This window comes from Streptomyces sp. NPDC043854, assembly GCF_056436005.1.
The window spans coordinates 94,214-115,508 of the sequence record NZ_JBWKDK010000019.1; the positions used below are offsets into that span (position 1 = coordinate 94,214).

A 21,295-nucleotide genomic window follows, 5' to 3' on the forward strand; every position below is an offset into this window, starting at 1 on the left:
TCAGGCCGCGCGGTGACCGGGGTGGAGGGTGATCTCCCGGGTCCGGCGTACGCCCACGCCGTTGCTGGGCGTCTTGCCCTGCCCGTGCAGGAGCTGCACGGCCTTGCGCACCGCCGGCTCGGTGACCTGCCCAAAGAAGGATCCGAAGATCTCCAGCTGATACACCGCTCGCTTGCGCGGTGAGGCGGTGAGGGCGACACCGGAAGCGACTGCACGAGCATGCCCGTGCGCTGGGCCAGGCGACGGCAGTACTCGGCGGCGACCGCCTCGATCGCGTCCTCAGTCGCCCCGTGGGTGGATGAACATCCAGGAGCGGGCGCAGTAGCAGACGTTCCATTGGTGTAATCCTCCATCCCCCTTCGATCCGAAGGCTTGACTGCCTTTCAGGGAGAGAACAGGCGGCGAGGTGCAGACAGGGCGAGTCTGGCCAGTTCGACGCGGGAGTGGATGCCCAGCTTTGCGTAGATCCTGCGCAGGTAGTAGTTCACGGTGTGCGGGGAGAGATGGACCGCGCTGGCCACCTCGCCGTTGGTCAGGCCGTCCGCCACGAGCGCGGCGATCGTGCGCTCGGTTCCGCCGAGTTCCTCCCAGGCGGCCACCGCCGCGTCCGCACGGGCCGGCTCGGGGGCGGTGTCGACCACGGCATAGCGGCCAGCGTGCTCCCTCACCAGCCAGGACCGGCTGCGCCCCGTGGCGGACGTGCCGCGCGCCCCGAGCAGGGTCCGCAGGTCCGAGTCCGCGCAGGCGCCGGCCCAGGCGTCGGTGTGCTCGGCGGCGGCCCGGGTCAGACCGTCCGGGTCGCATTCGAACAGGGCCCGGGCGTGCAGGGCCGCCGTCTGCAAGGAGGGGGCGTCGGGGTCGGCCGCAGCCAGGAGTTCGGCGGTACGCAGGGCGGCCCGGCCCGGCTCCGGGTTCCCGGCCGTACGGGAGAAGCGGACGAACCAGGCGGCTGCACCCGGTTCCGCCAGGTGGAGCGGGCGCAGCGACGGCAGGTGCCGCCCGGAACCGGTCAGCAGAGCCGTCGCGGCCAGGTGTTCGCCCTGTGCGTGCGCCACGATGAGCTCCAGCCACGCGGCCGGTACGGGTGCCAGCTCCGTCACCTCCGGCCCGAACTCCCGCAGCCGCGCGAGCTGTACCGCGGCGCCTGCGGCGTCACCGCGGCGCAGCGCCACCCGGCACAGGGTGGACCGGGCCCAGGCCTGCAGGGTCGCTGGCCCCCCGGTTGCGGCCGCCTCCAAGGCGTCGAGGACGTCGAGGGCGGCGTGTTCGGCCTCGGCGAACTCCCCGGCACGGTCGTGGGCCTCGGCCCGTACGAGATCGGCCGCGGGCCGGAAGACGGCGAGGGGACCAGCGGGCGTGTCCGCGAGGACGCGGGCGATCAGCGCGCGGGCGGCGTCCGGCTCACCCGCGCAGATCAGCCGCCGGGCGTGCGCCACCCGCGGGTACGCGCGCTCGGCGGCGGTGTCGGGGGTGATGGGCTGCTCGACCGCCGCCGCGCCCGAGCGCAGCGCCTCGCTCACCTTGCCCTCGCTCCAGCGCAGTCCGGCCAGGGCGGTGGCGGCGGCGCGGCGGGCCTCGGGACCGCCGTCGTGGAGGCGGTCGATCGCCGCCCGGGCCTGCTCGGCGCCGACCGGGCCGAAGCCGCCCGGGGCACCGCCCGTACCCACCATCACCAGGTCCAGGACCACCCGGCGCAGCGTGGTCACCCCGCTGCGGGGCAGTGGCCCGTTCAGTGCGCTGCGGGCGAGCAGTAGGGCGGACTCGACGTATCCCGAGCCCAGCAGCGTCGCCAGGGCGCCCGTCACGCCCGCCCCGTCGTCCGCCGGGCTCCCCGACTTGGCCCGCGCGGCGCCCTGACGGCCGAGCGAGGCGAGGTCACGGGCGGGGAGGTCGTGCCCCGGGGCGAGCCGGCGTGCCTCCTCGTGCAGGGTGGAGCGCACGCTGGGCGGGATCGCCTCGAACACGGCACGCCACAGCAGCGGCTGCTGGAAGGTGACTCCTTCGTCGGTGAGCCGCAGGACTCCCGTGGTGAGGGTTTCGTCGAGGGCGGGGAGCAGGGCCGCGGTACTGGTGCCCAGCATGGCGGCGGCCTGGGAGAGCTGGAACGTGCGGCCCAGCACGGTGCCGACCCGCAGGAGTTGGGCGGATTCCCGGGACAGCTGGCGCAGCAGGCCGGCCACCGCCGCCTGGACCCGGGACGGCAGCCTGCCCGGTGTCAGCCGCACCAGCTCCCCGTCGGGGCTGATCCGGCCCTCCTCGCGCAGGCCCTCCAGCAGTTCGACGATCAGCCTCGGATTGCCGTTGGCGCAGGCCGCCACGTCCAGCAGAGCCTGCTGCGGCGCCACGGCGAGGAGGTCAGCGACGAGTTCACGTACCGCCTCCTCCTCCAGCGGCGCCAGCTCCAGACCGGCGATCGGCGGCCCGCCGGCGCCCTCCCAGGAGGTCTCCCCCGCCGGGTCGAGCCCCCCGGTGCTCGCGCTGCGCGCCAGCAGGACGGAGACGGGGGGCCGGGCCGCCCGGCCTGTGGAGCGGATGAGGTCGAACAGGGTGTCGGCGGATCCCGGCTCCACGTCGTCGACCACGATCAGCGGCGGGGGGCCGGCCGACCCCACCGCCTCGCGCAGGGCGGCACCGGCACTGCCGCGCAGCTCCGAGGCGTGGTGCTGGTGGACGGTGAACCCCCGGCGGCGTGCGTGGTGTGCCGCGTCGAGCAGGAGCCGGCTCTTGCCGACGCCGGCCTGTCCACCGACCACGAGGAGTTCGGGGTGTCCGTGCGCCGCTCTGTCCAGGAAGCCGCCCAGCCGCCGGAGTTCCCTCTCACGTCCGTACAAGGCCGTCAGCGCAGACATACGTTCTCTCCCTGAGCACCCCGGCCCACCGCCTTCCGGTCGACCGACCGGTATTGCACCACGGTGGAGACGGAGAACGTCAGGTCGTGCGGGCGGAAGTATCAACTCCCCTGGGCCGCGGCGCGGACCGCGGCGGCGACGGCCGGTGTCACGCGCGGGTCCAGGGAGTGCGGGACGATCCGGTCCGCGGCCAGGTCGGGGGCGGCGACCGCGGCGATCGCCTCGGCAGCGGCGAGCTTCATGCGCTCGGTGATGCGGGTGGCTCCAGCGTCCAGCGCCCCGAGGTAGATGCCCGGCGAGGCGAGGGTGTTGATGACCTGGTTGGGGTGGTCGCTGCCGCCGGTGGCGACCACCGCGGCGTGACGGGCCGCCAGCTGGGGGTGGATCTCCGGTTCGGGGCTGGACAGCGCGAGGACCACCGGATCCGGGGCCATGGAGGCGATCCACTCGGGCGCGACACGCGCCCCGGAGACGCCGACGAACACGTCGGCTCCGCGCAGCGCCTCGGCCGGGCCGCCGTGCAGCCGCCGGGGATTGGTCAGCGCGGCGAGCTCCGTCTTGACCAGGTTCATGCCCGCGCGGCCGGGGACGAGGATGCCCCGGGAGTCGAGCACCGTGACATCCGTGACTCCCGCGCTCAGCAGGATCCGGGCGCAGGCCACGCCTGCGGCCCCGGATCCGTACACCACCACCCGGCGGGTGTGCAAGGGCCGCCCCAGGACGGTGGCGGCCCCCCGCAGGGCGGCGAGTACGGCGATGGCGGTGCCGTGCTGGTCGTCGTGCATCACCGGGCAGTCCAGCGCCTTGGTGAGCCGCGCCTCCACCTCGAAGCAGCGGGGCGCCGCGATGTCCTCCAGGCTGACCGCCCCGAACGAGTGGCGCAGCCTGACCACGGTGTCCACGATCTCGTCCACGTCCGTCGTGGACAGCACGAGGGGGATGGCGTTGAGACCGGCGAACTTCTTGAGCGCCGCCGCCTTGCCCTCCATCACCGGCAGCGCCGCGAGCGGGCCGACGTCGCCGAGGCCGAGTACGGCGGTGCCGTCGGTGACCACGGCCACGAGGCGTCCGGCCCAGGTATAGCGGGCGGCGAGTGCGGCATCGGTCGCGATCGCTTCGCTCATCCTGGCCACGCCCGGGGTGTAGGCAAGGGAAAGGGACCGCGCGTCGCCGAATTCGGTGGTGACCTCCACGGCCAGTTTTCCGCCGGTGTGGGCGGCGAATATCTCGGCATCCGTAACGGGCTTTTCAGTCATCGTAGTGATCATGCGGAAAAGGCTAGGCAGCGGACCGCGAAAGGGGGACTACCCACCCGGGTAGTCCTGCCCACGGCCCCTTTCCTACTCGGTCGGGTAGTGGCCGCCGAAGGACGCCGACACCAGCATGGTGAGGGCCCGGGCCCGTACGGCCCGGCCCCGCGGGGCCTTTCACCCCGCCGCCTTCCCATCGATATCCGCCCCCCGAGGAAATAAGAGATCCCACCATGGCAACCCTGATCATCAGCAACCAGCGCACCGAAGAAATGGTCGGAGACCTCGATTCGCTCACGCCGGAATACCGCCGCTACGTCGGCAACCAGGCCCAGCGGATGGCCTGGTGCCTGAGCGAGGGGGACGTCCTCGTCCTGCCGACGGCCCCGGACGAGGAGTTCCTGCGCCATGTGACCGGGCAGCTGGGCATCGACCGGGATGCGGTACGTGTGCTCGTGCCCCCGCCGGGGCGGTACGGTGAGGGCGTGCTCTCCCGCGACCGGCTGTGCGGGGAGGCGTTCACAGGGGAGCTGCGCGAGGCGGTCGCCGCACACGGGGTCGACCAGGTCCTGCCGTTCCACTTCGACAGCTCGGTGGCCGTCCTGGTGCGCGCCCTGGGCCTGGACAGCGTCACGGCCGGCTTCGGCTTCCTGGACCAGAGCGGCGGCCGCCTCCTCAACAGCAAGGCCACCTTCCGGGCCATTGCCGGAGGCGTCGGCGCCCCGGTGCCGGAGGGCGGGGTGTTCACCGCCCAGGAGGACGCGGCCCGGTTCCTGTGGGAGCGGTTCCTGTCCCGCGGACTGCCCGCCATCCTCAAGCAGGACTTCCACGTGGCCGGCTTCGGCAACGAGATCGTCAGCCCGGTCGCCGGGGTGGATCCGCTCGGCGCGCAGCGGACCGTGGTCGCCGCCGACCGCGAGGAGCTGGAGAAGTATCTGACCGACCGCTGGCCGTGGCTGACTGACGGGGGCCGGGGCAGCGTCGTCATCGAGCACTACGTCCCCGAATCGGTGCCGGTCTACGCGGAACTGCGCGTGGAGGAGCAGGGGGTGGAGTTCACCGGGCACGGCGAGATGCGGATGAAGCCCGTCCTCAACGGGCTGATCGTGCCCGCCCCTTCGGCCTCGGCCGACGCGGTGGACTTCACCGGCTTTCTGGAGGCGGCGGCCCGGATGTGCGAGCCGCTGCACGCCATGGGCTACCGGGGCATCGTCAGCGTGGACGCCATCGTCACGCCGGACCGGGACATCCTCGTCAACGAGTTCAACTGCCGCACCGGCGGGTCCACGCACATCCACCGGATCGGCGAACGCGTGGTGGGCGGCGACTACTTCACCGACCGGGTGCTGGTCGAGCTCCGGCGCTGCACCTTCCCGCCCTTCGCGCAGACGGTGCGCTCGCTGGAGGAGGCCGGACTCGGCTACGACCCGGCCACCCGTACCGGCGTACTGATCACGGTGGACGACAACAGCCCGAGCGGCGGCTTCGGCGAGTACTGCGTGGTCGGGGAGACCCTGGCGCACGCCGAGGAGCTCGAAGAGCGGGTGGCGCGGCTGTTCGCCGGCCTGGGCGCGGAGGGCTGAGCGCCATGGCCGCCGAACGGTCCGGCTACCGGGCGCTCGTGACCCGGGACCTGCTGCTCTGGTCGCTGGTCGCACTGGCCAGCAAGGCCCCCGTGGCCATGGCTCCCCTGGCGCTGGTCTTCTTCAGCCGCGGGAGTTCGGGGGGCTACGCGCTCGGCGCCACGCTGGCCTCCGCCTACGTCCTGGGGGAGGTGGTGTGCGCGCCGCTGCTCGGCGCCCGCCTCGCGCACAGGCCGATGCGCCGGGAGCTGAGCGCGGGACTGCTGGTGGGGGCCGCTGCCTTCGCCGCGCTGCCGCTGGCCGGGGACGCCCCCGCCCCCGTCCTGCTCGCCCTCGCGTTCCTCGCGGGCGGAGCCCCGGCCGCCTGCCCCGGCGGTGTCCGGTCGCTGCTGACGCGTCTGGTCCCGGAGGAGTCCGTACCGCGCGCGCTCAGCGCTGAGGCCGTACTCACCCAGATCACCTGGGCGGCGGCGCCGGCCGTGGTGGTGCTCCTCGCCCTGCGGGTCTTCCCCGGGGCACCGCTGGTCCTGGCCGCGGTGCTCGCCGCGGCAGCGTGCACCCTGCTCCTGCTGCTGCCGGAGCCCGCGGCCGCCGCGCCCGGGAAGGGGCACACCGGCCGCCCGATGACGCGGACCCTGCTGGCGGGCTGGCCGGTCTACCTGACGAGCGCAGCCGCGATGGCGATGCTGGCCACCGCCGAACTGGTCCTGCCCGCCCTGCTGGAGGACCGCGGCATCGCCCTCGGCTGGTCGGGGATCCTGCTCGCCGGGTTCGCGCTGGCCAGCGCACTCGGGGCGTTCTGCTACGGGTTGCGCACCTGGCCCGGCGCGGTACGGGTGCAGAGTCTGGTGCTGCTCGCCGCGACGGCGGGCTGCGTCGCCCTGGTGACGGTGCTGCCGGGGCTCCCCGGGATCGCGGTCGCCCTCGCAGCGGCGGGGGTGTTCCAGTCCGGGGTGATGGTGTCGCGCAGCCTCAGCCTGCGCGACCGCCTGCCCGAACACGCCCACGCCGCCGGGTATTCGATGATGTACGCGGTCCAGGGCGCCGGATACAGCCTGACGGCCTCGCTGTCGGCGCTGGTACTGCGGGTGGCCGACGCGTCCACCGCCATCCTGGGCGGGGTGGTGGTCGCCGTGGTGATCACCGCGGTGAGCGCGCTGGCCGAGCGGGGGCCCGCCCGCGTGGGGCGGCCCCTCGGGGCAAGGCAGGACGCGCCCGTGTGAGACGCCGCCGCTCCGGCCCGGATCCGCGGCCCGCATCGTTCCGGCGGTGTCCAGCGGGAGCCGGGCCACCAGGCGGGCGCCGCCGAGCGGTGATCGTCCGGCGGTGAGGGAGCCGCCCAGGCGGGTGGCGATGTCGCGGGCTATGGCCAGACCCGGGCCGAAGCCTCCCTGGTCGCGGCTGCGGGCGTCGTCGAGACGGGTGAACCGCTCGAAGACCCGCTCCCGGGCGGCTGCCGGGATGCCCGGCTCGTCGTCACGCACTTCCAGGACGGCCGTGCCCCCGGCCTCGTCCTCCACGTGGAGGGGAGGCAGACCTGCCGGTCGGCGTGGCGTTGGGCGTTGTCCAGCAGGTTGGTGACGAGCCGGGAGAGCCGCAGGGAGCTGCCGCGGACCGTGGCCCCGCTGGCGATGTCCACATCGACCGGGACCCGGTCGCCCCGGCGGCCCCGCGCCGCTTCCCACGCTGCTGATCGTCGACCCGCAGGCCATGCCCGGCCCCTATCTGGACCGGGACACCGGCGTCCTGCTGGCCTTCAACGGGGAGATGCGTCGGCGCCGAGGGCGCAGCAGGGGTGCCGTGTCGGTGTGGTCGCGCCTGGCGGATTTCCTATCGCCTGCGCGTCGAGGCCGTCTGGTCACTCGTGCGCAGAGTGATGGCCGACACGCTTTCGGCACACCCGACGACCTCGACCGCCCACCCTGAAAATCTCAGTGACCGGCCCGGCCTGCCCGTCCACCCCGGGCCGGAAGCAACCTGAGTCACCGGCACGGGCGCTGAGCCGGGTCCGCCTCTGCACCGGTCGGCGGCTCGGGCTGCAACGGCGGCGAGCCGGCCTGGGCCTGCCTGACCTCCCGCAGATAGTCCAGGGCCTGCCGTCGGGGGACGATGCCCAGGAGCCGGCTCTCGTGGCTCCCGCGGCGTGCTTCGTTGCGGGCGTTGACCAGTGTCTCGGCCCGCAGGACCAGAAGCGCGGCGAAGGCCAGGGTCCCGACCAGCCACCAGGGCGCCTCGGCCATCGCCCCCAGCCCGGCCGTCACCAGGCCGCTGAGGGCAGGGAGCAGGCGTGAAACGTTCATGCGCGGACTCCTCGAAGACAACGAATTTTCCGAACCTGGCCATTGGCCGTACAAACGGCGCTCCGCTGGCCAAGATGAATGGAGCCGGGGTGGGCACAACGGCCCCGGTGCGGCTCGCCGCGAACACGGCGGCGAGCCCCGGCAACCACCGTTCTACGGCCCGCCGCACCTCGCTGACCAGGCACTTCGGGCAGCCGTAAACGAGTGAACGGCAATAAACGGTTCGTGAACTTCAGGAACGAGGAAAGCGGATGGCAGAACGCGCCGGCTTCCGGCCGTATGGGCCGCAGCGCCCGGATCCGGCGGCGGCCAAACCGGAGTTCCGGCCCTGGGCGGCGCTCATGCGCCGGGTCTACGACGAGCTCTACCAAGGTCTGGATCCGGTCGCGCGCCCGACGGTCACCGCGCTGGCCAAGGCCTCCTACGTCAGCACGCCCTATGTCTCCCAATGCTTCTCCGGCAAGAGACGCCCGCGGCTGGAGCCGTTCCTGTCCATGGTCACGGCCCTGGGTGGGGATCCCGGCGAGTGGGAGCCACGGTGGCACAAGGCCTGGGCGGAGCAGACCTCGGCCGCACAGCGGGAAGAGGCCGACGAGGAGGAGCAGCCGCCGCTGCCCGGGGTCGAGGACGAGAGCCCGGAGCCGGAGCCCGACGCGGGCGTACCCGCGCCCCACCGGGGCGCCCCCGGCACCGACGCCGCCGGCGCGGACACCCCGGGCGCGGACACCCCGGGCGCGGACACCCCCGGCATGGACCTCCGCCGGTACCCCCTCCGCCGGCTCGTCCGGACCGTCGTGGCCTGGGTGGTCACGGCCGTCACCTGGCCGGTACGCGCCCGCCGGGACAAGCACGCGATACGGATGCACCGCAAGCTGGTCAAGAACGTGAGGAGGAGGACGGCCACCGATCTCGGGCGGGCCGAGGCCCACCACTACCTCACACCGCGGTTCGCGATCCTCACGAAGCCGCAACCGCTGGAGGACCGCTCCGGACGCGGACGCCGGGGCCGGAAGGCCTGGCGGGCCGAGCGGGTACCGGTGCCGACCCCGGTGACCAGCATCCGTGCGCTGTACGAGGAGACCGACGACCTGGTGGTGCTGGCCCGGCCGGGCATGGGGAAGACCACCCAGCTTGCCCGGCTCGCCCACCGGCTGGCCGTGGAGGTGCTGGACACCCCGGACGACAGGGAACCCCCGTACATCCCGGTCTACCTGCGACTGGACACCTACCGGGGCGAACCCATCGAGGACTGGCTGGCCTCCGTCATCGCCCACGATTACCAGGTCGCGGGCGTGCTGGTGCGCACCTGGCTGAGTGAGCACCGGCTGCTCCCGGTGCTGGACGGCCTGGACGAGGTGCCGGAGAACGACCGGCGCAAATGCGTCACGGAACTCCGACGCCTGCGCCGCGACTGCCCTGGCATGGCCGTCGGCTGCCGCACAGACGAGGCCGACCTGCGCCGCCTCGCCCAGGACCTCCGCGCGCACCGCTACGTCGAGATCCAGCCCCCGTGGCGACGGGACGTCCAGGAGTTCCTCGAAGCCGACCGGGGGGCGCTCGCGGACGTACACGCCGCGCTGCAGAAGGATCCGGACCTGTGGCAGCTGTTCGAGTCGCCGATGATGCTCAACTTCATCCGCCTCACCTACCGCAACAGGCCGGCGGACGACTTCCGCGTTCCGGGCAGCCTCACCGAGCGCCGCAAGCGGATCTTCGACGCCTACACGCGCGAGTGCCTGCTGCGGGAGGACCGCCCGAGGCCGGATGCCGCCCCCGAACGGACCCTCACCTGGCTGACCTCGCTCGCCCGGATGCTCACCGAGCGCAAGGAGCACGTGCTGTACCTGGACCGGCTGGACCTGAGCTGGCTGTCCCGAGCCGAGGGGATGCTTCCGCGCATCGTCCCGACGGTGACCATGGCCGTCTTCTCCATGGGCGTGCCCCTGCTGTGGCTGGCCGTGGCCGTCCGGGCCGGGGTGGTGCACACCGGCCTGCGGGACGCCGCAGCCCTCGCCCTGGCCATGACGGTGAACGTCGGCGCGCAGGCGTACCAGTCGGAGAAACACTTCCTGAGGACCGGCAGGGAGGGCAGCGGAAGCCCCGGGGACGGCAGGAGCGGGGAGGAGGGCGGCGGGAAGGAGAGCGGGGCGCTCGCCATCCCCATGATCAGCAACATGCCCACGATGATGATCATCCTGTTCCTGCTGGTGTACGTGGTGGAGGCGGACCTGACGTCACCCGGATGCATGGTGGTGGGCCTCGCCTACGCCTGGGTCGCGATCACCCAGATGGAAGCCTCCTTCACCCGCATCTTCGAGCCGGTGGAACGGATGCGGTGGACCTGGCGGCGGCGGGAGATGATGATCTACTCCTCGCCGGTCAAGTTCCACATCGTGCGCGGCGCGCTGTCGGTGGTCATGTGGGGCGCGCTCATCGGCCTGCTCGGGTACGTCATCCACCTGCTGTGCCCGGAGCCCTCGTGGATCGCCCCGGCCGCGACCACGTTCCTCGGCCTGGCCTACGTCTTCGGCAACCAGTTCGAGCCCTCGTTGCAGGACCGCCGCCCCCGCCCGAACGAGGGGATCCGCCGGTCGATGCGCTTCTCCCTGGTCCACGGATTCGCGGGACTGACCGTGGGTGGCCTCGGCCTGCTCCTTCTGATCGGCCTGGCCGCACCTGAACAGGACCTGCACCGGGCCGGATTCGTCGCAGCCCTGCTCGCCGTGCTGTTCGCCGTGGTCCGGGGCTTCCGGTACGGGGGCCTGGCCGTCGTACGCCACTGGACGATCCGCGCGGTCCTGGCATACAGGGGCCGCACGCCCTACCGGTACCGCCGCTTCCTGCACACGGCGGAAGAACGCGTCCTCCTCCACCGCACGGACAGCGGCTACTTCTTCCCCCACCGCCTGCTCCAACTCCATCTGAACACAACGGTCGAGGAACTCCTGCCCCGGATCTGCCCCGACCGGCCGGCTCGGCCCGCCTCCTACTGAGATTTTCAGGGTGGGGTCGGTGGTGTGAGGGTCAGGCCGGTGGCGGTGAGGCAGCCGTCGATCAGGTGGGGCCGGAGCTGGATTCTGCGTAATTCGCTGCGACGTATGCGGTCGAGGTCGTCGGGTGTGCCGAAAGCGGTGTTGGCCATCGCTCTGCGCACGAGTGACCAGACGGCCTCGACGGGATTCAGGTACGCGGGCAGCCGAAAGCTGGATGTGGGCACGGACGAGCAAGTCCCGGTAGTCGACGGGATCCGGCATCGAGTGCGTACCGGGGTGCACTGGCGCGATCTGCCGGAGCGGTTCGGGCCCTGGAAGACCGTCTATGAGCGCCACCGGCTCTGGTCTGCCGGCGGCGCCGAGGGAACGCCTGCTGCAACAGGTCCAGGCCACAGCCGACGCTGCCAGTGAGACCGACCGGGGCATCTTGGTGGACTCCACCATCGTGCGCGCACATCAGCGCGCGGGCGGTGCGCGCATTGATCCACTGCCGAGGCAAGTGGACAGTCAGCGAGCCGAACCGCTCAAGCGTCCGAGGGACCTGACGCTTGACCAGGCGCTGCCGAGCATCACGAGCCCTCCGATGACGAACGCCACGTTTGCGCTGGTCGAATTGCTGGATTTCTGCTCGTCCAGGTTCTTACTCCCGGTCTGGTGGCCGCCTGAGTAGCTGACGCAGGTGTCGCCCGCCGACATCGTCTCGCCGCCGCAGTCGGCAGACGAACCCTTGACCTGGAATCCGACGAAGACAATCGCCGCGCCGAGGGCAAGGAAGAAGAGACTCGCTAAGAGGTCCTGCCCGGGGGTGTTCCGTCTGGCTGCTGAGGTCATGGCCTCCAGCCTTCCATGAACGCTGCCAGAAGAACATAGATGTGCGTGCCGAGCGCGGTCCTGGGCAGGCCACCTCCCAGGGCGAGCACACGGCGCAGGGGCCTGCCCCATCGGTCAGAGCTAAGAGCAGCGGGTGGCGTTCGTCGAGGTGGAGGGGCAGGGCGCAGGCCGCCCGCGCGTCGGCCACCAGGGTGAAACGGCAGTAGCCCGCCCCCGGAGGGACGGGCCACCTCTCACCACTTCTCGGCCCTGCTCACGCGGTCGGACCCGCGATCGCGATTACCAGCCGCTGTTTCCGATCTCCTTGCGCTCGCCCAGGCCCGAGCCGGTGCCCGGGTAGAGGAAGAGCTTGCCGGTGGAGTTCTGGACCGCGACCAGGTCGTCCGACGGGCTGTTGTTGAACAGGTCGCCGCCTATCAGGTCGGACATCCCGTTCCAGCCGCCCGAGCCGATCTCGATGCGCGGGCTCAGGTAGCCCCTGTCGCCCGGGTAGAGGAAGAGCTTGCCGGTCGACTTCTCGACCGCGACGAGGTCCTGGCGGCCGCTGTTGTTCAGGTCCATGCCGGTCAGGTTCGACATGCCGTTCCAGCCGCCGGAGCCGATCTCCTTGCGGGTGCCCAGGCCCGAGCCGGTGCCCGGGTAGAGGAACAGCTTGCCCGACGACTTCTCCACCGCCGCGAGGTCGGCGACGCCGTCGCCGTTGAGGTTGAGTGCGGTCAGGTTGGACATGCCGTTCCAGCCGCCCGCGCCGATCAGGACGCGGTCGGAGCCGCCCGCGATGGTCGAGTTGTCGTGGCCCTTGTAGAGCCACAGCTTGCCGGTGGACTCCTCGACGGCCACCAGGTCGTCCTTGCCGTCCTTGTTGAAGTCGCCGCCGGTCAGGTTCGACATGCCGTTCCAGCCGGCGGAGCCGATCAGGACGCGGGACGAGCCACTGGCGATGGTGCCGTTGCCGTTGCCCTTGTACATCCACAGCTTGCCGGTCGCGGTCTCCACCGCGATGACGTCGAGGACGTTGTCGCCGTTGAGGTCCGCGGACGCCAGGTCGTTCATGCCCTTGTCGCTGGGCTCCGCCGGTTCGCCGGGGCCCTGGGGCTTCGGGTCCGGGGTCGTCGTCGCGCAGTTCTTGCTCTTCAGGCTGCCGTCCGGGTAGAAGGCGGTGCCGTTGAAGACGGTGCGCTGGTAGTCGCCGTAGTACCGCTGCTCGTAGTGCAGGTGGGGGCCGCTGGATCCGCCGGTGCTGCCCACGATGCCGATCTGCTGGCCGGTGGTCACCCGCTGGCCCTCGCGCACGTTGAAGCCGTTGAGGTGCGCGTACAGGGTGCTCCAGCCGTTGCCGTGGTCGATGACCACGAACTTGCCGTAGCTCCTCGCGCCCTTGTCCTTGATGTGCGCGATGCCGCCGGCGCTGGCCACGACGGGGGAGTTCACCGTGGAGCCGCCCTGCGTCCAGTCGATGGCGTGGGGGGAGGGGCTGTGGTACGAGCGGGAGTCGCCGTGCCAGGTCTCGCCGCACTTGAACGGCATCTGGAACGTGGGGCGGCCGGTGGACGCGGCGGCCGCCATCGGCGTGACGCCGTAGTCGCCAGGCAGGCCCATGTCCTCCAGGGTCAGGGCGGGGAGTTCACCGTGCAGGTCCGTCTCGTCGGCGGCGTGCGCGCCGCCCGTGGTCAGCGTGGTGGCGGCGATCGTGGCGCACAGCAGGCCCGTGGCGATCCGTACGCGCTTCGACGTGAACTTCTTGAGCATGATGGCAGTTCCAAACCGGCACGAGGGTGCCAACAGTGGTCAGTTGAGGTGTGGGGAAGGGAGGGGAGGGGAGGGGAGCGGCGGGGAAGGGCGGGGGGGTGCCGGGGCGGGAGCGTCACGCTCCCGGCACCCTCCTGCGGGCTGCTACCAGCCGCCCGAGCCGATCACCTTGCGGTCCCCGAGGCCCGAACCCGTGCCGGGGTAGAGGTAGAGCTTGCCGGTGGACTTCTCGACGCCCACCAGGTCGTCGTAGCCGTTCGAGGTGAAGTCGCCGCCGATGAGGTCGTTCATGCCGTTCCAGCCGGCGGAGCCGATCTCCTTGCGGGTCTCCAGGCCGGAGCCGTTGCTCTTGTAGAAGAAGAGCTTTCCGCTGGAGGACTCCGCGCCGACCACGTCCGTCTTGCCGTCGTTGTCGACGTCCATGCCGATGAGGTCGTGCATGCCGTTCCAGCCGCCCGTGCCGATCAGCACGCGGGTGCTGCCGCCGCTGATGGCGCCGGTGCCGTTGCCCTTGTAGAGCCACAGCTTGCCGGTGGACCGCTCGACGCCCGCGACGTCGGCCTTGCCGTCGCCGGTGAAGTCGCCGCCGATGAGGTCGTGCATGCCGTTCCAGCCGCCGGAGCCGATCTCCTTGCGGGCGCCCAGGCCCGAGCCCGTGCCGGGGTAGAGGTAGAGCTTGCCGGTGGACTCCTGGGTGGCGACGATGTCGTCCTTGCCGTCGCCGTTGAAGTCGGCGGCAGCCAGGTTGGACATGCCGTTCCAGCCGCCCGCCCCGATCTCGATGCGGCCCGAGCCGCCGGCGATCGTGCCGTTGCTGTTGCCCTTGTAGAGCCACAGCTTGCCGGTGGAGGCCTCCACGCCCACCACGTCGTCGACGCCGTCCCCGTTGATGTTGGCGGCGACCAGGTCCGTCATGCCCGCGGCCGGCTGCGGCTTGGGGGCCGCGTCGTCGGCGATGTTCTTGTAGCGGACCGGGTAGTACGGGCCGTAGCCCGGGTAGTACGGGTAGTCGTAGATCCGGTGGTGCACGCCGCTCGGGGTGAAGTCGAAGCCCCAGTACTTGGTGTGGTCGCTGTTGGCCCACCGCTCGAAGAGGACGACGTGGCCGCCCGCGCCGCCGTCGTTGTCGAGCAGGGCGTCACCCGCCTTGAGGTCAGACTTGCCGATCTTGTAGACGACGCCGCGCGGCTCGAAGGTGTCCGTGGTCAGCGAGGAGTCCAGGTCCCAGGCCATCGACACGTAGCCGGAGCAGTCGGTGCGGTAACCGCCGTGGCGGCCGCCCCAGTCGTAGTCGAGGCCGATGCCGACCCAGCTCTTGGCCCGCTCGATGACGGTCTCGCGGGATATCTTCGTGGCCGCCCCGGCTGCCGCGAACGGCGTTCCCCTCACCTCCGTGGAGACGGGCACCTCGGCGCCCTGGCCCGTGCTTCCGAAGTCGGGGTTCGGGGCGCCGGTCACGGGGGCGTCCCCCGTTGCGGCCGGGGGCGCCGGGTCGGCGACCGCGGTGCCGTTGACGGCGACGATGGTGCCGCTCGCGGCGGCGATGGCGAGCAGGGCGGCGATTCCGGTGCGGCGGAAGGACTTTCCGTTGCGGGACATGGGTGTACTCCGGTTCGTGTGTGAAGGTTCGCGGTGCGCCGGGAGCCGACGGGGCTCGACCAGTGGTCGCGGATGTCGTGGGTGGTGGTGCGGCGGTGCGGCAGGTGTGCCGCGGGTGCCGTGCGGCGGTGTGCCGCGGGTGCTGCGGAGGGGGAACGCGGTCGGACGGCTGTCCTGCAGGTACAGCGGTCCGTCCTGCGTCGCGTGGAACTCCCGAGGCGCAGGGGTTGCTTCGGGTCGGCGCGCGATGAGGGAGTTGTCAGCTGGGCTATCTGGCCGCGGAGATGGGGGCGGCGGTCCGCGGGGTTCCGGTGGGCATGGCGGTCGTGGTTCCTTTCGAACAGGTTGTGTCGGTGCCCGTCTGACGTCCGTACGACCGGACTGCCCTGAACACGTCCCGCGGTGACGTTCCAGAAGCCTTCGAGGCGGTGTCCCCGAGGTCTCCCTCGCTGACAGAGATCAGCTTCGTCGCTGGCCAGCGGCCTGGGAAGGGAGATCGGCGGGCCTGAAGCGGCCTTGGACCAACCAGGCCACCTCGGGCCCCGCGCCGGCCGTCCGGGCGCTCAGCGGGCCGTCGTCGGCCGCACGGTGTGTTCGAACGCCCGCTGGCGGCCTGCCCCGCAACGGGCAGCCGTGCCCCTGGTTCGAGCAGCCGAGAAGCCGGGGAAAGACGCGTACGGCCGCTCCAGTTGGTGCTTGTTCCGGGCGTGCCAGTACATCCAGGAGGCGATCTCCGCCCGCCAGTCGGCCCGGCCCCGTTCCTCCGGTTCCTGATCGTCGTGCTCGCGGTACGGCGGCAGCTGGACTTCGACGACGTCGCCGGGGTCCAGGCGGAAGTCGGCGAACACCTGCGCGGCGAACGCCACACACTGGTCGGCGAGGTCGTCTCGTGGCTTCGCTGCCCGGGCCCACGGCTCAGTGCAGGGCGTTCTTCACCCAGGTTCGTACCTCGGGCCGCAGCGAGGTGTCCCCGGCGAGGCGGGTCAGGACCTCGCGGCTGTGTGGCTCGTCGTCCATGAAGCTCAGCAGCTTCACCGCGTCCTCGGCCCCGGCGTCCCGCTCCACGTACAGCGCGGCGAGGTCCATGGCCCAGGGCGTGACGTCCGCCGTCCGTTCGACGTCAAGGCGAGCGATCCAGTCGAGGGTGCCGCCGGCGATCCACATCCCGATCCGCGTGACCCACCGCTCGACGAAGCCCTCGGCGCTCACGTCGAGTCCGAGCAGCTCGCACTCACGCCGCAGTTCGGTCATCCGCTCCCGGGTGACCAGGCGCGGGTACGGCATCAGGTCCCGCTGCACGATGCGGACGGTGAGCCATTCCGGTTCCTCGGCATCGTCCTCGTCGTCCCTCCCGCTCCACTCGGGCGGCGGCTCGGGCCACGTCAGTCGCTCGGCGGGCAGGAGCGCCTCCAGTACCCGTCGCGCGCGGTCGATGTTCTCCGGCGTCTCCTGAACGCCGTCCCACCCCCAGCCCGTCGGCCCGGAGACAGGCAGAACCCGCACCGCCTCCGGCAGTAGCGGCTCCTCACCCTCGACCGACGCCCGGGCGCGGGCGTCGTAGTCCGGCCTGCGCAGGCGGATCAGCCATCCGCGTGCCTCGGCCCTGACGTACTTGTCCACCGACAGGTCGGTCACCAACCGCAGCAGGACCTCCTCGCCTTCCGGACGACCGAGTCCGTGCAGAAAATGCACCGCCTCGTACGCCACGAGTCCGGCGTGTACGCAGCGCTCCGCCAGCTCAGCGGCCTCGGCCCGCTCGGCCCGGCCCAGACCGCCGGCTTCCCTTCGCTTCTTGAGAGACCACCACGCTTCATGGGCGGAGGCGGACAACCGCTGCCACTCCCGCTGGCTTTCGAACTTCTGCCGGTACTCCTGCGGGAGCGCTGGGTCCGGCTCTCGCTGGAAGCGTTCGTACAGGTCGTGCATCTCGTCCGTCCAGCCGTACCCGACGGGCGGCAGGGCGGCGAGCGCCGCTGCCACCACGTCGAGGTCGGAACGTCCGCTCGTCACGTCACTCCCAGGTATTCCATGGCCGTCGCCGGGTTCTTCATCTTGCCGGTCATTCGGGCCTGGGTGTCGCCGCGGCGACCGCGCTGATCGCAGGTGTTGCGGGGCCCTGGCCCTCGCCGTGGCCGGGCTGCCCCAGCCCACGTGGGGTCAGGCGCACCGGGCCCTACGACGACGTGTCGGGCGTGGCGTTCAGCCCCGACGGCAAGACCGTCGCCTCACACGTGCCAGCCCTCGGGAGCCGGCACCAGCCAGCGCGGGGACATCCGCACCTGGAACATCCCCACGCAGACGGGGACCATCGTCCAGGAGGGGCTCACCCACCGGCCCACCGCGATCGCCTACCGGCCCGGCGGCAAGGCGACCCTCGCCAGCGGCGGCGCGGACAACGCCGTCCGCCTGTGGAACCTCGGCGGCGACCGCACCCCCTCCCCCGCTGCCGGCCGCACCGCCCCCGTGCGGTCCATCGCGTTCAGCCGCGACGGCCGGCTCCTCGCCAGCGCCGCCGAGGACGGCACCATCCGCCTGTGGAAGATCACCTGATGGACATCGACGAGCTTGCGGCACAATGACCCCTTGCACACGCAGTAGTTGACAGGGGCGGCCAGGGGGCGGGATGCAGTCGGGGGAGCAACTGGCCGGGCGGTACCGGCTGGACGTGCGGCTCGGGCACGGCGGCATGGGCGAGGTGTGGCGGGCCCATGACGTCGAGCTGGGCCGGGCCGTGGCCGTGAAGGTGCTGCTGGAGTTCGACGCGTCGGAGGAGCAGCTCGGCCGGTTCCGCCGCGAGGCCGCCATCGGGGCCCGGCTCCAACACCCCGGCATCACCGTCGTCCACGACATCGGCCACCACGACGACCGGCTCTTCATCGTGATGGAGCTGCTGGAGGGCCGGGACCTCTCGGACCTGCTGGCCGACTCGCCCGGCGACGGCCTCCCCCTGCCCCGGGCGCTCGATCTCGCCCTCCAGACGGCCGAGGCGCTGGCCGCCGCGCACGCGCAGAAGGTGGTGCACCGGGACCTGAAGCCCGGGAACCTCTTCCTCCTCACCGACGGCCGCCTCAAGATCTGCGACTTCGGCATCGCCCGCGCCGCCGACTCCACGACCGGGCTGACCGCCACCAGCAAGCCCTTCGGGACCCCGCCCTACATGGCCCCCGAGCAGTGGCGGGGCGAGTCCGTGGACGGGCGCTGCGACGTGTACGCCCTGGGGTGCGTGCTGTATGTGCTGCTGACCGGTGCTTCCCCCTTCGCCGGGGTCACGCAGCCCTGGGTGCTGATGCGGATGCACCTGGAGGAGGAGCCGCCCGCCCTGAGCTCCGTACGGGCGGACCTGCCGCCCGCGCTGGTGGAGCTGGTGGCGTCGATGCTGGCCAAGGGGCCGGCCGACCGGCCCGACGCCACCGCCGTCGCGGAGCGGCTGCGCGCGCTGCTGCGGGAGCCCGCCGTGCGCGACGTACCCACCATGGACCTGGGGGCGACCGCCCGCGCGGCCCCGGCCGACCCGGGGCCCAGCCGCCGGAACGTCCTGCTCGGGGCGCTCGGCGCGCTGGCGGGGATCTCGGGCGGGACGTACGCCGTCGTGCGGCTGACCGGCGGCGAGAAGGACGGCGGCGCGGGCGACAAGAAGGCAGGCGACAAGATCGGCGGCGGCGACTCCGGAGACGGGAGCGGCGGGCCCGGCACGGGCGGGGTGCGCACGGCGTACGAGATCAAGAAGCACGCCGGCTCGGTGGAGTCGGTGGCGTTCAGCCCGGACAGCAGGTTCCTCGCCAGCGGCGGCAACGACCGCAGCGTCCGGTTGTGGAACTTCCTCGGCGAGACCGGCCTCAGCCCCTTCCCCGGCCACGACGCCGCCGTGACCTGCGTGGCCTACAGCCTCGACGGCTCGGTCCTCGTCGGCGGGAGCGACAGGGCCCTCCGCCTGTACGACGTCTTCAGCCTGGAGTCCGTCGGCGTCCTGGCGGGACACACGGGGCAGGTGCGCGCCGTGGCGTTCGGCCCGGACGGCAAGACCGTGGCCAGTGGGTCCGACGACGGCACCGTCCGTCTCTGGGACGTGGTGACCCGCTCCCCCGTCGCCGTCGCCTCCCTCACCGGCCACACCAAGCCGGTGCTGTCCCTGGCGTTCAGCCCCGACGGCACCCTCGCCAGCGGCAGCGCCGACGGCACCATCCGCCTCTGGGACCTCGGCAACCGCTCCACCACCGCCACCCTCACCGGTCACACCAAGGCCGTCGCCTCGGTGGCGTTCAGCCCCGACGGCAAGATCCTGGCGAGCGGCAGCGCCGACGGCACCATCCGCCTCTGGGACGCGGCCACCCGCACCGGCGCCACCGCCGGCAACCTGACCGGGCACAACAGCAGCATCCGGTCGGTGGCGTTCAGCCCGGACGGCAGGACCCTCGCCAGCGGCGGCGGCCGTACCGTCCGGCTGTGGGACGTCGCTTCCCGCGTCCACCGCGCGACCCTCAACGGACACACCAGCGCCGTGACCTCGGTCGCGTTCAGCCCGAAGGGCGACACCCTCGCCAGCGGGAGCGACGACTCCACCATCCGGGTGTGGAAGCTGTCCTGACGGCGGCGAAGATGGCCGGATGCCACGAACGTGGAGTTCGGCCTGGACGTCGCGACGGGCCGGGCCGGGCCGTGCTGGGCTGTCCGCCCGACTGCCCCAACCCCGAGCGCAACCGCTACCTGATCTACGTAGCCCAAAGCCACGGCGTACCGGTGTGCACCACCCTGACCAACACCGCAGCCGCAGCCCTCGCCCTGGTCACTGCCAAGTTCCCCCGGTAGTCCGGAAAAGCGACCTCGGCTTCATCGACTCCTGAACCGCAGCGAACAGCGTGCCACCCCCAGACCCCTGTGCAGCATGACTTCCGAGCGGACGTCGTCTGTGCTCCTGGTCCAGCGGGTGGTCGAGGGCTCCAGCAGGGGGAGGCCGGCCGAAGTGGGCGATGTCGGTGAAGTAGGCGAAGTCGCCGGCGGCGGTGAGCACGCGCAGCCGGCCGATGGTGGCGGCCAAGCGGGCCAGGTTGGCCGGGCCGCGGCGGGCCTTGGGGGCGAGGCGGCCGCCAGCTTCGACGACCTGCTGCATGCCGGTACGGGCGGCGCCCCGCCGCATCGAGCCCCGAGTGATCGCTGGCCCGGCTCGGCACGGGACTCTGCGGACGCAGCACCACAGGAGTGACGCAGGTCACCCGAATCGGTGTCATGGCTCGCCGCGCTGTCTTGTCAAAGGTGTGTAACCGCCAGACAACGGCAACGGAGCGAATCATGGAAGCACGCCTCAACCCCTTCACCAACCCGGTCCTGGGCAAGGTCTTCAAGCACATCATCACCGCGAGCAAGGCGCTCGAGGACTCGACCCTGCCGGCCTCGACGCAGGAGCTGGTGAAGCTCCGCGCCAGCCAGATCAACGGCTGCGGCTTCTGCACCGACATGCACTTCAAGGACGCCGTGCACGCCGGCGAGTCCCCGGAACGCCTCAACCTGGTCGCGGCCTGGCGGGAGGCCACGGTGTTCACCGAGGCCGAGCGCGCGGCGCTGGAGCTCGCGGAAGAGGCCACCCGCATCGCCGATGCGGCGGGCGGCGTCCCGGACGAGGTCTGGGCGAAGGCCGCCGAGCACTACGACGAGGACCAGCTCGGCGCGCTGGTCGGTGTCATCACCCTCATCAACGCCTTCAACCGCGGGAACGTGATGCTCCAGATGCCCGCCGGCGACTACCAGCCCGGCCAGTTCGGCTGAGCAGGAGCGCTTCGGCGCTTCGGCGCGTCGGAGGCGACCGGGTCCGCCCAGGACCCGGTCGCCCGGCCGGGGCGGCTGCGGAAACGTGTTGCGCCGGCCGGGCGGCGGCCGAAACCCGTTGCGCTGCCGGCGGCCCGGCTGCGAGCGTCGCCCTCATGCCTACCTTCACCTCACACGAGGTGACCCGACTCGGCTACCGCATCTGCGGAGACCCCGCGGCGGCGGGGCCCGACCTGATCTGCCTGCCCGGCGGCCCAATGCCGGACTCCGCCTGCTTCGGCAGCCTCGGCGGGCTGTCCGCGCACCGCCGCCTGATCCTGCTGGACCCGCGCGGCACCGGGGCATCGGTGAGACCCGCGGACCCGGCCGCGTACCGCTGCG

Annotated in this window: 17 protein-coding genes and 3 pseudogenes; 8 read left to right on the top strand and 12 right to left on the bottom strand. The window is 72.1% G+C overall.

The features are described from left to right. The 3 genes from AC068A_RS19160 to AC068A_RS19170 form a co-directional block, all read right to left on the bottom strand. On the bottom strand, window positions 1-165 hold the full coding sequence (locus AC068A_RS19160) for a hypothetical protein (protein WP_478586336.1): 165 nt from the start codon (window positions 163-165) through the stop codon (window positions 1-3). A gap of 218 nt (window positions 166-383) precedes the next feature. Further along, window positions 384-2,849, bottom strand: a complete 2,466-nt coding sequence (locus tag AC068A_RS19165; protein ID WP_478586338.1) for a LuxR C-terminal-related transcriptional regulator — start codon at window positions 2,847-2,849, stop codon at window positions 384-386. A 101-nt stretch (window positions 2,850-2,950) separates the two neighbouring features. Then, window positions 2,951-4,105: an NAD(P)-dependent malic enzyme gene (locus AC068A_RS19170; protein ID WP_478586340.1), complete on the bottom strand. Its 1,155-nt coding sequence runs from the start codon at window positions 4,103-4,105 to the stop codon at window positions 2,951-2,953. 227 nt (window positions 4,106-4,332) lie between these two features. On the opposite strand from AC068A_RS19170, the gene AC068A_RS19175 reads away from it, so the two are divergent. Both AC068A_RS19175 and AC068A_RS19180 read left to right on the top strand, forming a co-directional pair. Next, window positions 4,333-5,682 (top strand): preATP grasp domain-containing protein, encoded by a 1,350-nt coding sequence (locus tag AC068A_RS19175; protein WP_478586342.1) that lies wholly within the window; start codon window positions 4,333-4,335, stop codon window positions 5,680-5,682. Between the two features lie 5 nt (window positions 5,683-5,687). Next, the gene (locus AC068A_RS19180; protein WP_478586344.1) at window positions 5,688-6,905 is read left to right on the top strand and encodes an MFS transporter; all 1,218 of its coding nucleotides are present in this window, start codon (window positions 5,688-5,690) and stop codon (window positions 6,903-6,905) included. A 108-nt stretch (window positions 6,906-7,013) separates the two neighbouring features. On the opposite strand, the pseudogene AC068A_RS19185 reads toward AC068A_RS19180, so the two are convergent. Together AC068A_RS19185 and AC068A_RS19190 are read right to left on the bottom strand one after the other, a co-directional pair. Then, window positions 7,014-7,394, bottom strand: a pseudogene (locus tag AC068A_RS19185) (ATP-binding protein); the annotation flags it as partial. 270 nt (window positions 7,395-7,664) lie between these two features. Further along, complete coding sequence (locus AC068A_RS19190; protein WP_478586345.1) at window positions 7,665-7,982, bottom strand: hypothetical protein; 318 nt, start codon at window positions 7,980-7,982, stop codon at window positions 7,665-7,667. A gap of 251 nt (window positions 7,983-8,233) precedes the next feature. Between AC068A_RS19190 and AC068A_RS19195 the strand changes: the two genes are divergently transcribed. Then, complete coding sequence (locus tag AC068A_RS19195; RefSeq protein WP_478586347.1) at window positions 8,234-10,975, top strand: NACHT domain-containing protein; 2,742 nt, start codon at window positions 8,234-8,236, stop codon at window positions 10,973-10,975. A gap of 5 nt (window positions 10,976-10,980) precedes the next feature. On the opposite strand, the pseudogene AC068A_RS19200 reads toward AC068A_RS19195, so the two are convergent. Next, window positions 10,981-11,190 (bottom strand): annotated as a pseudogene (locus AC068A_RS19200) (IS630 family transposase); the annotation flags it as partial. A 34-nt stretch (window positions 11,191-11,224) separates the two neighbouring features. Between AC068A_RS19200 and AC068A_RS19205 the strand changes: the two are divergent. Continuing rightward, window positions 11,225-11,333: pseudogene (locus tag AC068A_RS19205) on the top strand (transposase); the annotation flags it as partial. 149 nt (window positions 11,334-11,482) lie between these two features. Here the strand turns inward: AC068A_RS19205 and AC068A_RS19210 are convergent. The 5 genes from AC068A_RS19210 to AC068A_RS19230 all read right to left on the bottom strand — a co-directional run bounded on the left by AC068A_RS19210 (window position 11,483) and on the right by AC068A_RS19230 (window position 17,164). Next, window positions 11,483-11,806, bottom strand: coding sequence for a hypothetical protein (locus AC068A_RS19210; protein WP_478586349.1), 324 nt, complete (start codon window positions 11,804-11,806; stop codon window positions 11,483-11,485). Between the two features lie 279 nt (window positions 11,807-12,085). Further along, window positions 12,086-13,555: a peptidoglycan DD-metalloendopeptidase family protein gene (locus AC068A_RS19215; RefSeq protein ID WP_478586351.1), complete on the bottom strand. Its 1,470-nt coding sequence runs from the start codon at window positions 13,553-13,555 to the stop codon at window positions 12,086-12,088. Window positions 13,556-13,699: 144 nt separating this feature from the next. Next, the gene (locus tag AC068A_RS19220; protein WP_478586352.1) at window positions 13,700-15,154 is read right to left on the bottom strand and encodes a C40 family peptidase; all 1,455 of its coding nucleotides are present in this window, start codon (window positions 15,152-15,154) and stop codon (window positions 13,700-13,702) included. A gap of 563 nt (window positions 15,155-15,717) precedes the next feature. After that, on the bottom strand, window positions 15,718-16,020 hold the full coding sequence (locus AC068A_RS19225) for a hypothetical protein (RefSeq protein WP_478586354.1): 303 nt from the start codon (window positions 16,018-16,020) through the stop codon (window positions 15,718-15,720). A gap of 49 nt (window positions 16,021-16,069) precedes the next feature. After that, window positions 16,070-17,164 (bottom strand): hypothetical protein, encoded by a 1,095-nt coding sequence (locus tag AC068A_RS19230; RefSeq protein ID WP_478586356.1) that lies wholly within the window; start codon window positions 17,162-17,164, stop codon window positions 16,070-16,072. A 141-nt stretch (window positions 17,165-17,305) separates the two neighbouring features. On the opposite strand from AC068A_RS19230, the gene AC068A_RS19235 reads away from it, so the two are divergent. From AC068A_RS19235 to AC068A_RS19245, 3 genes are all read left to right on the top strand, one after another. Further along, entirely contained in the window at window positions 17,306-17,704 is a 399-nt protein-coding gene (locus AC068A_RS19235) for a WD40 repeat domain-containing protein (RefSeq protein ID WP_478586358.1), read from the top strand. A gap of 73 nt (window positions 17,705-17,777) precedes the next feature. Continuing rightward, entirely contained in the window at window positions 17,778-19,739 is a 1,962-nt protein-coding gene (locus AC068A_RS19240) for a WD40 repeat domain-containing serine/threonine protein kinase (RefSeq protein WP_478586360.1), read from the top strand. After that, entirely contained in the window at window positions 19,724-19,960 is a 237-nt protein-coding gene (locus tag AC068A_RS19245) for a hypothetical protein (protein ID WP_478586361.1), read from the top strand. The genes AC068A_RS19240 and AC068A_RS19245 overlap by 16 nt, the downstream gene beginning before the upstream one ends. Here AC068A_RS19245 and AC068A_RS19250 read toward each other — a convergent pair. Beyond that, a complete protein-coding gene (locus AC068A_RS19250) occupies window positions 19,938-20,288 on the bottom strand; it encodes a hypothetical protein (protein WP_478586362.1) in 351 nt (116 codons plus the stop codon). The genes AC068A_RS19245 and AC068A_RS19250 overlap by 23 nt on opposite strands. Before the next feature lie 152 nt (window positions 20,289-20,440). On the opposite strand from AC068A_RS19250, the gene AC068A_RS19255 reads away from it, so the two are divergent. Beyond that, window positions 20,441-20,914 carry a carboxymuconolactone decarboxylase family protein gene (locus AC068A_RS19255; protein WP_478586364.1) on the top strand — a complete coding sequence of 158 codons (474 nt, stop codon included), beginning with the start codon at window positions 20,441-20,443 and terminating at the stop codon, window positions 20,912-20,914. The last annotated feature ends 381 nt before the right edge of the window (window positions 20,915-21,295 follow it).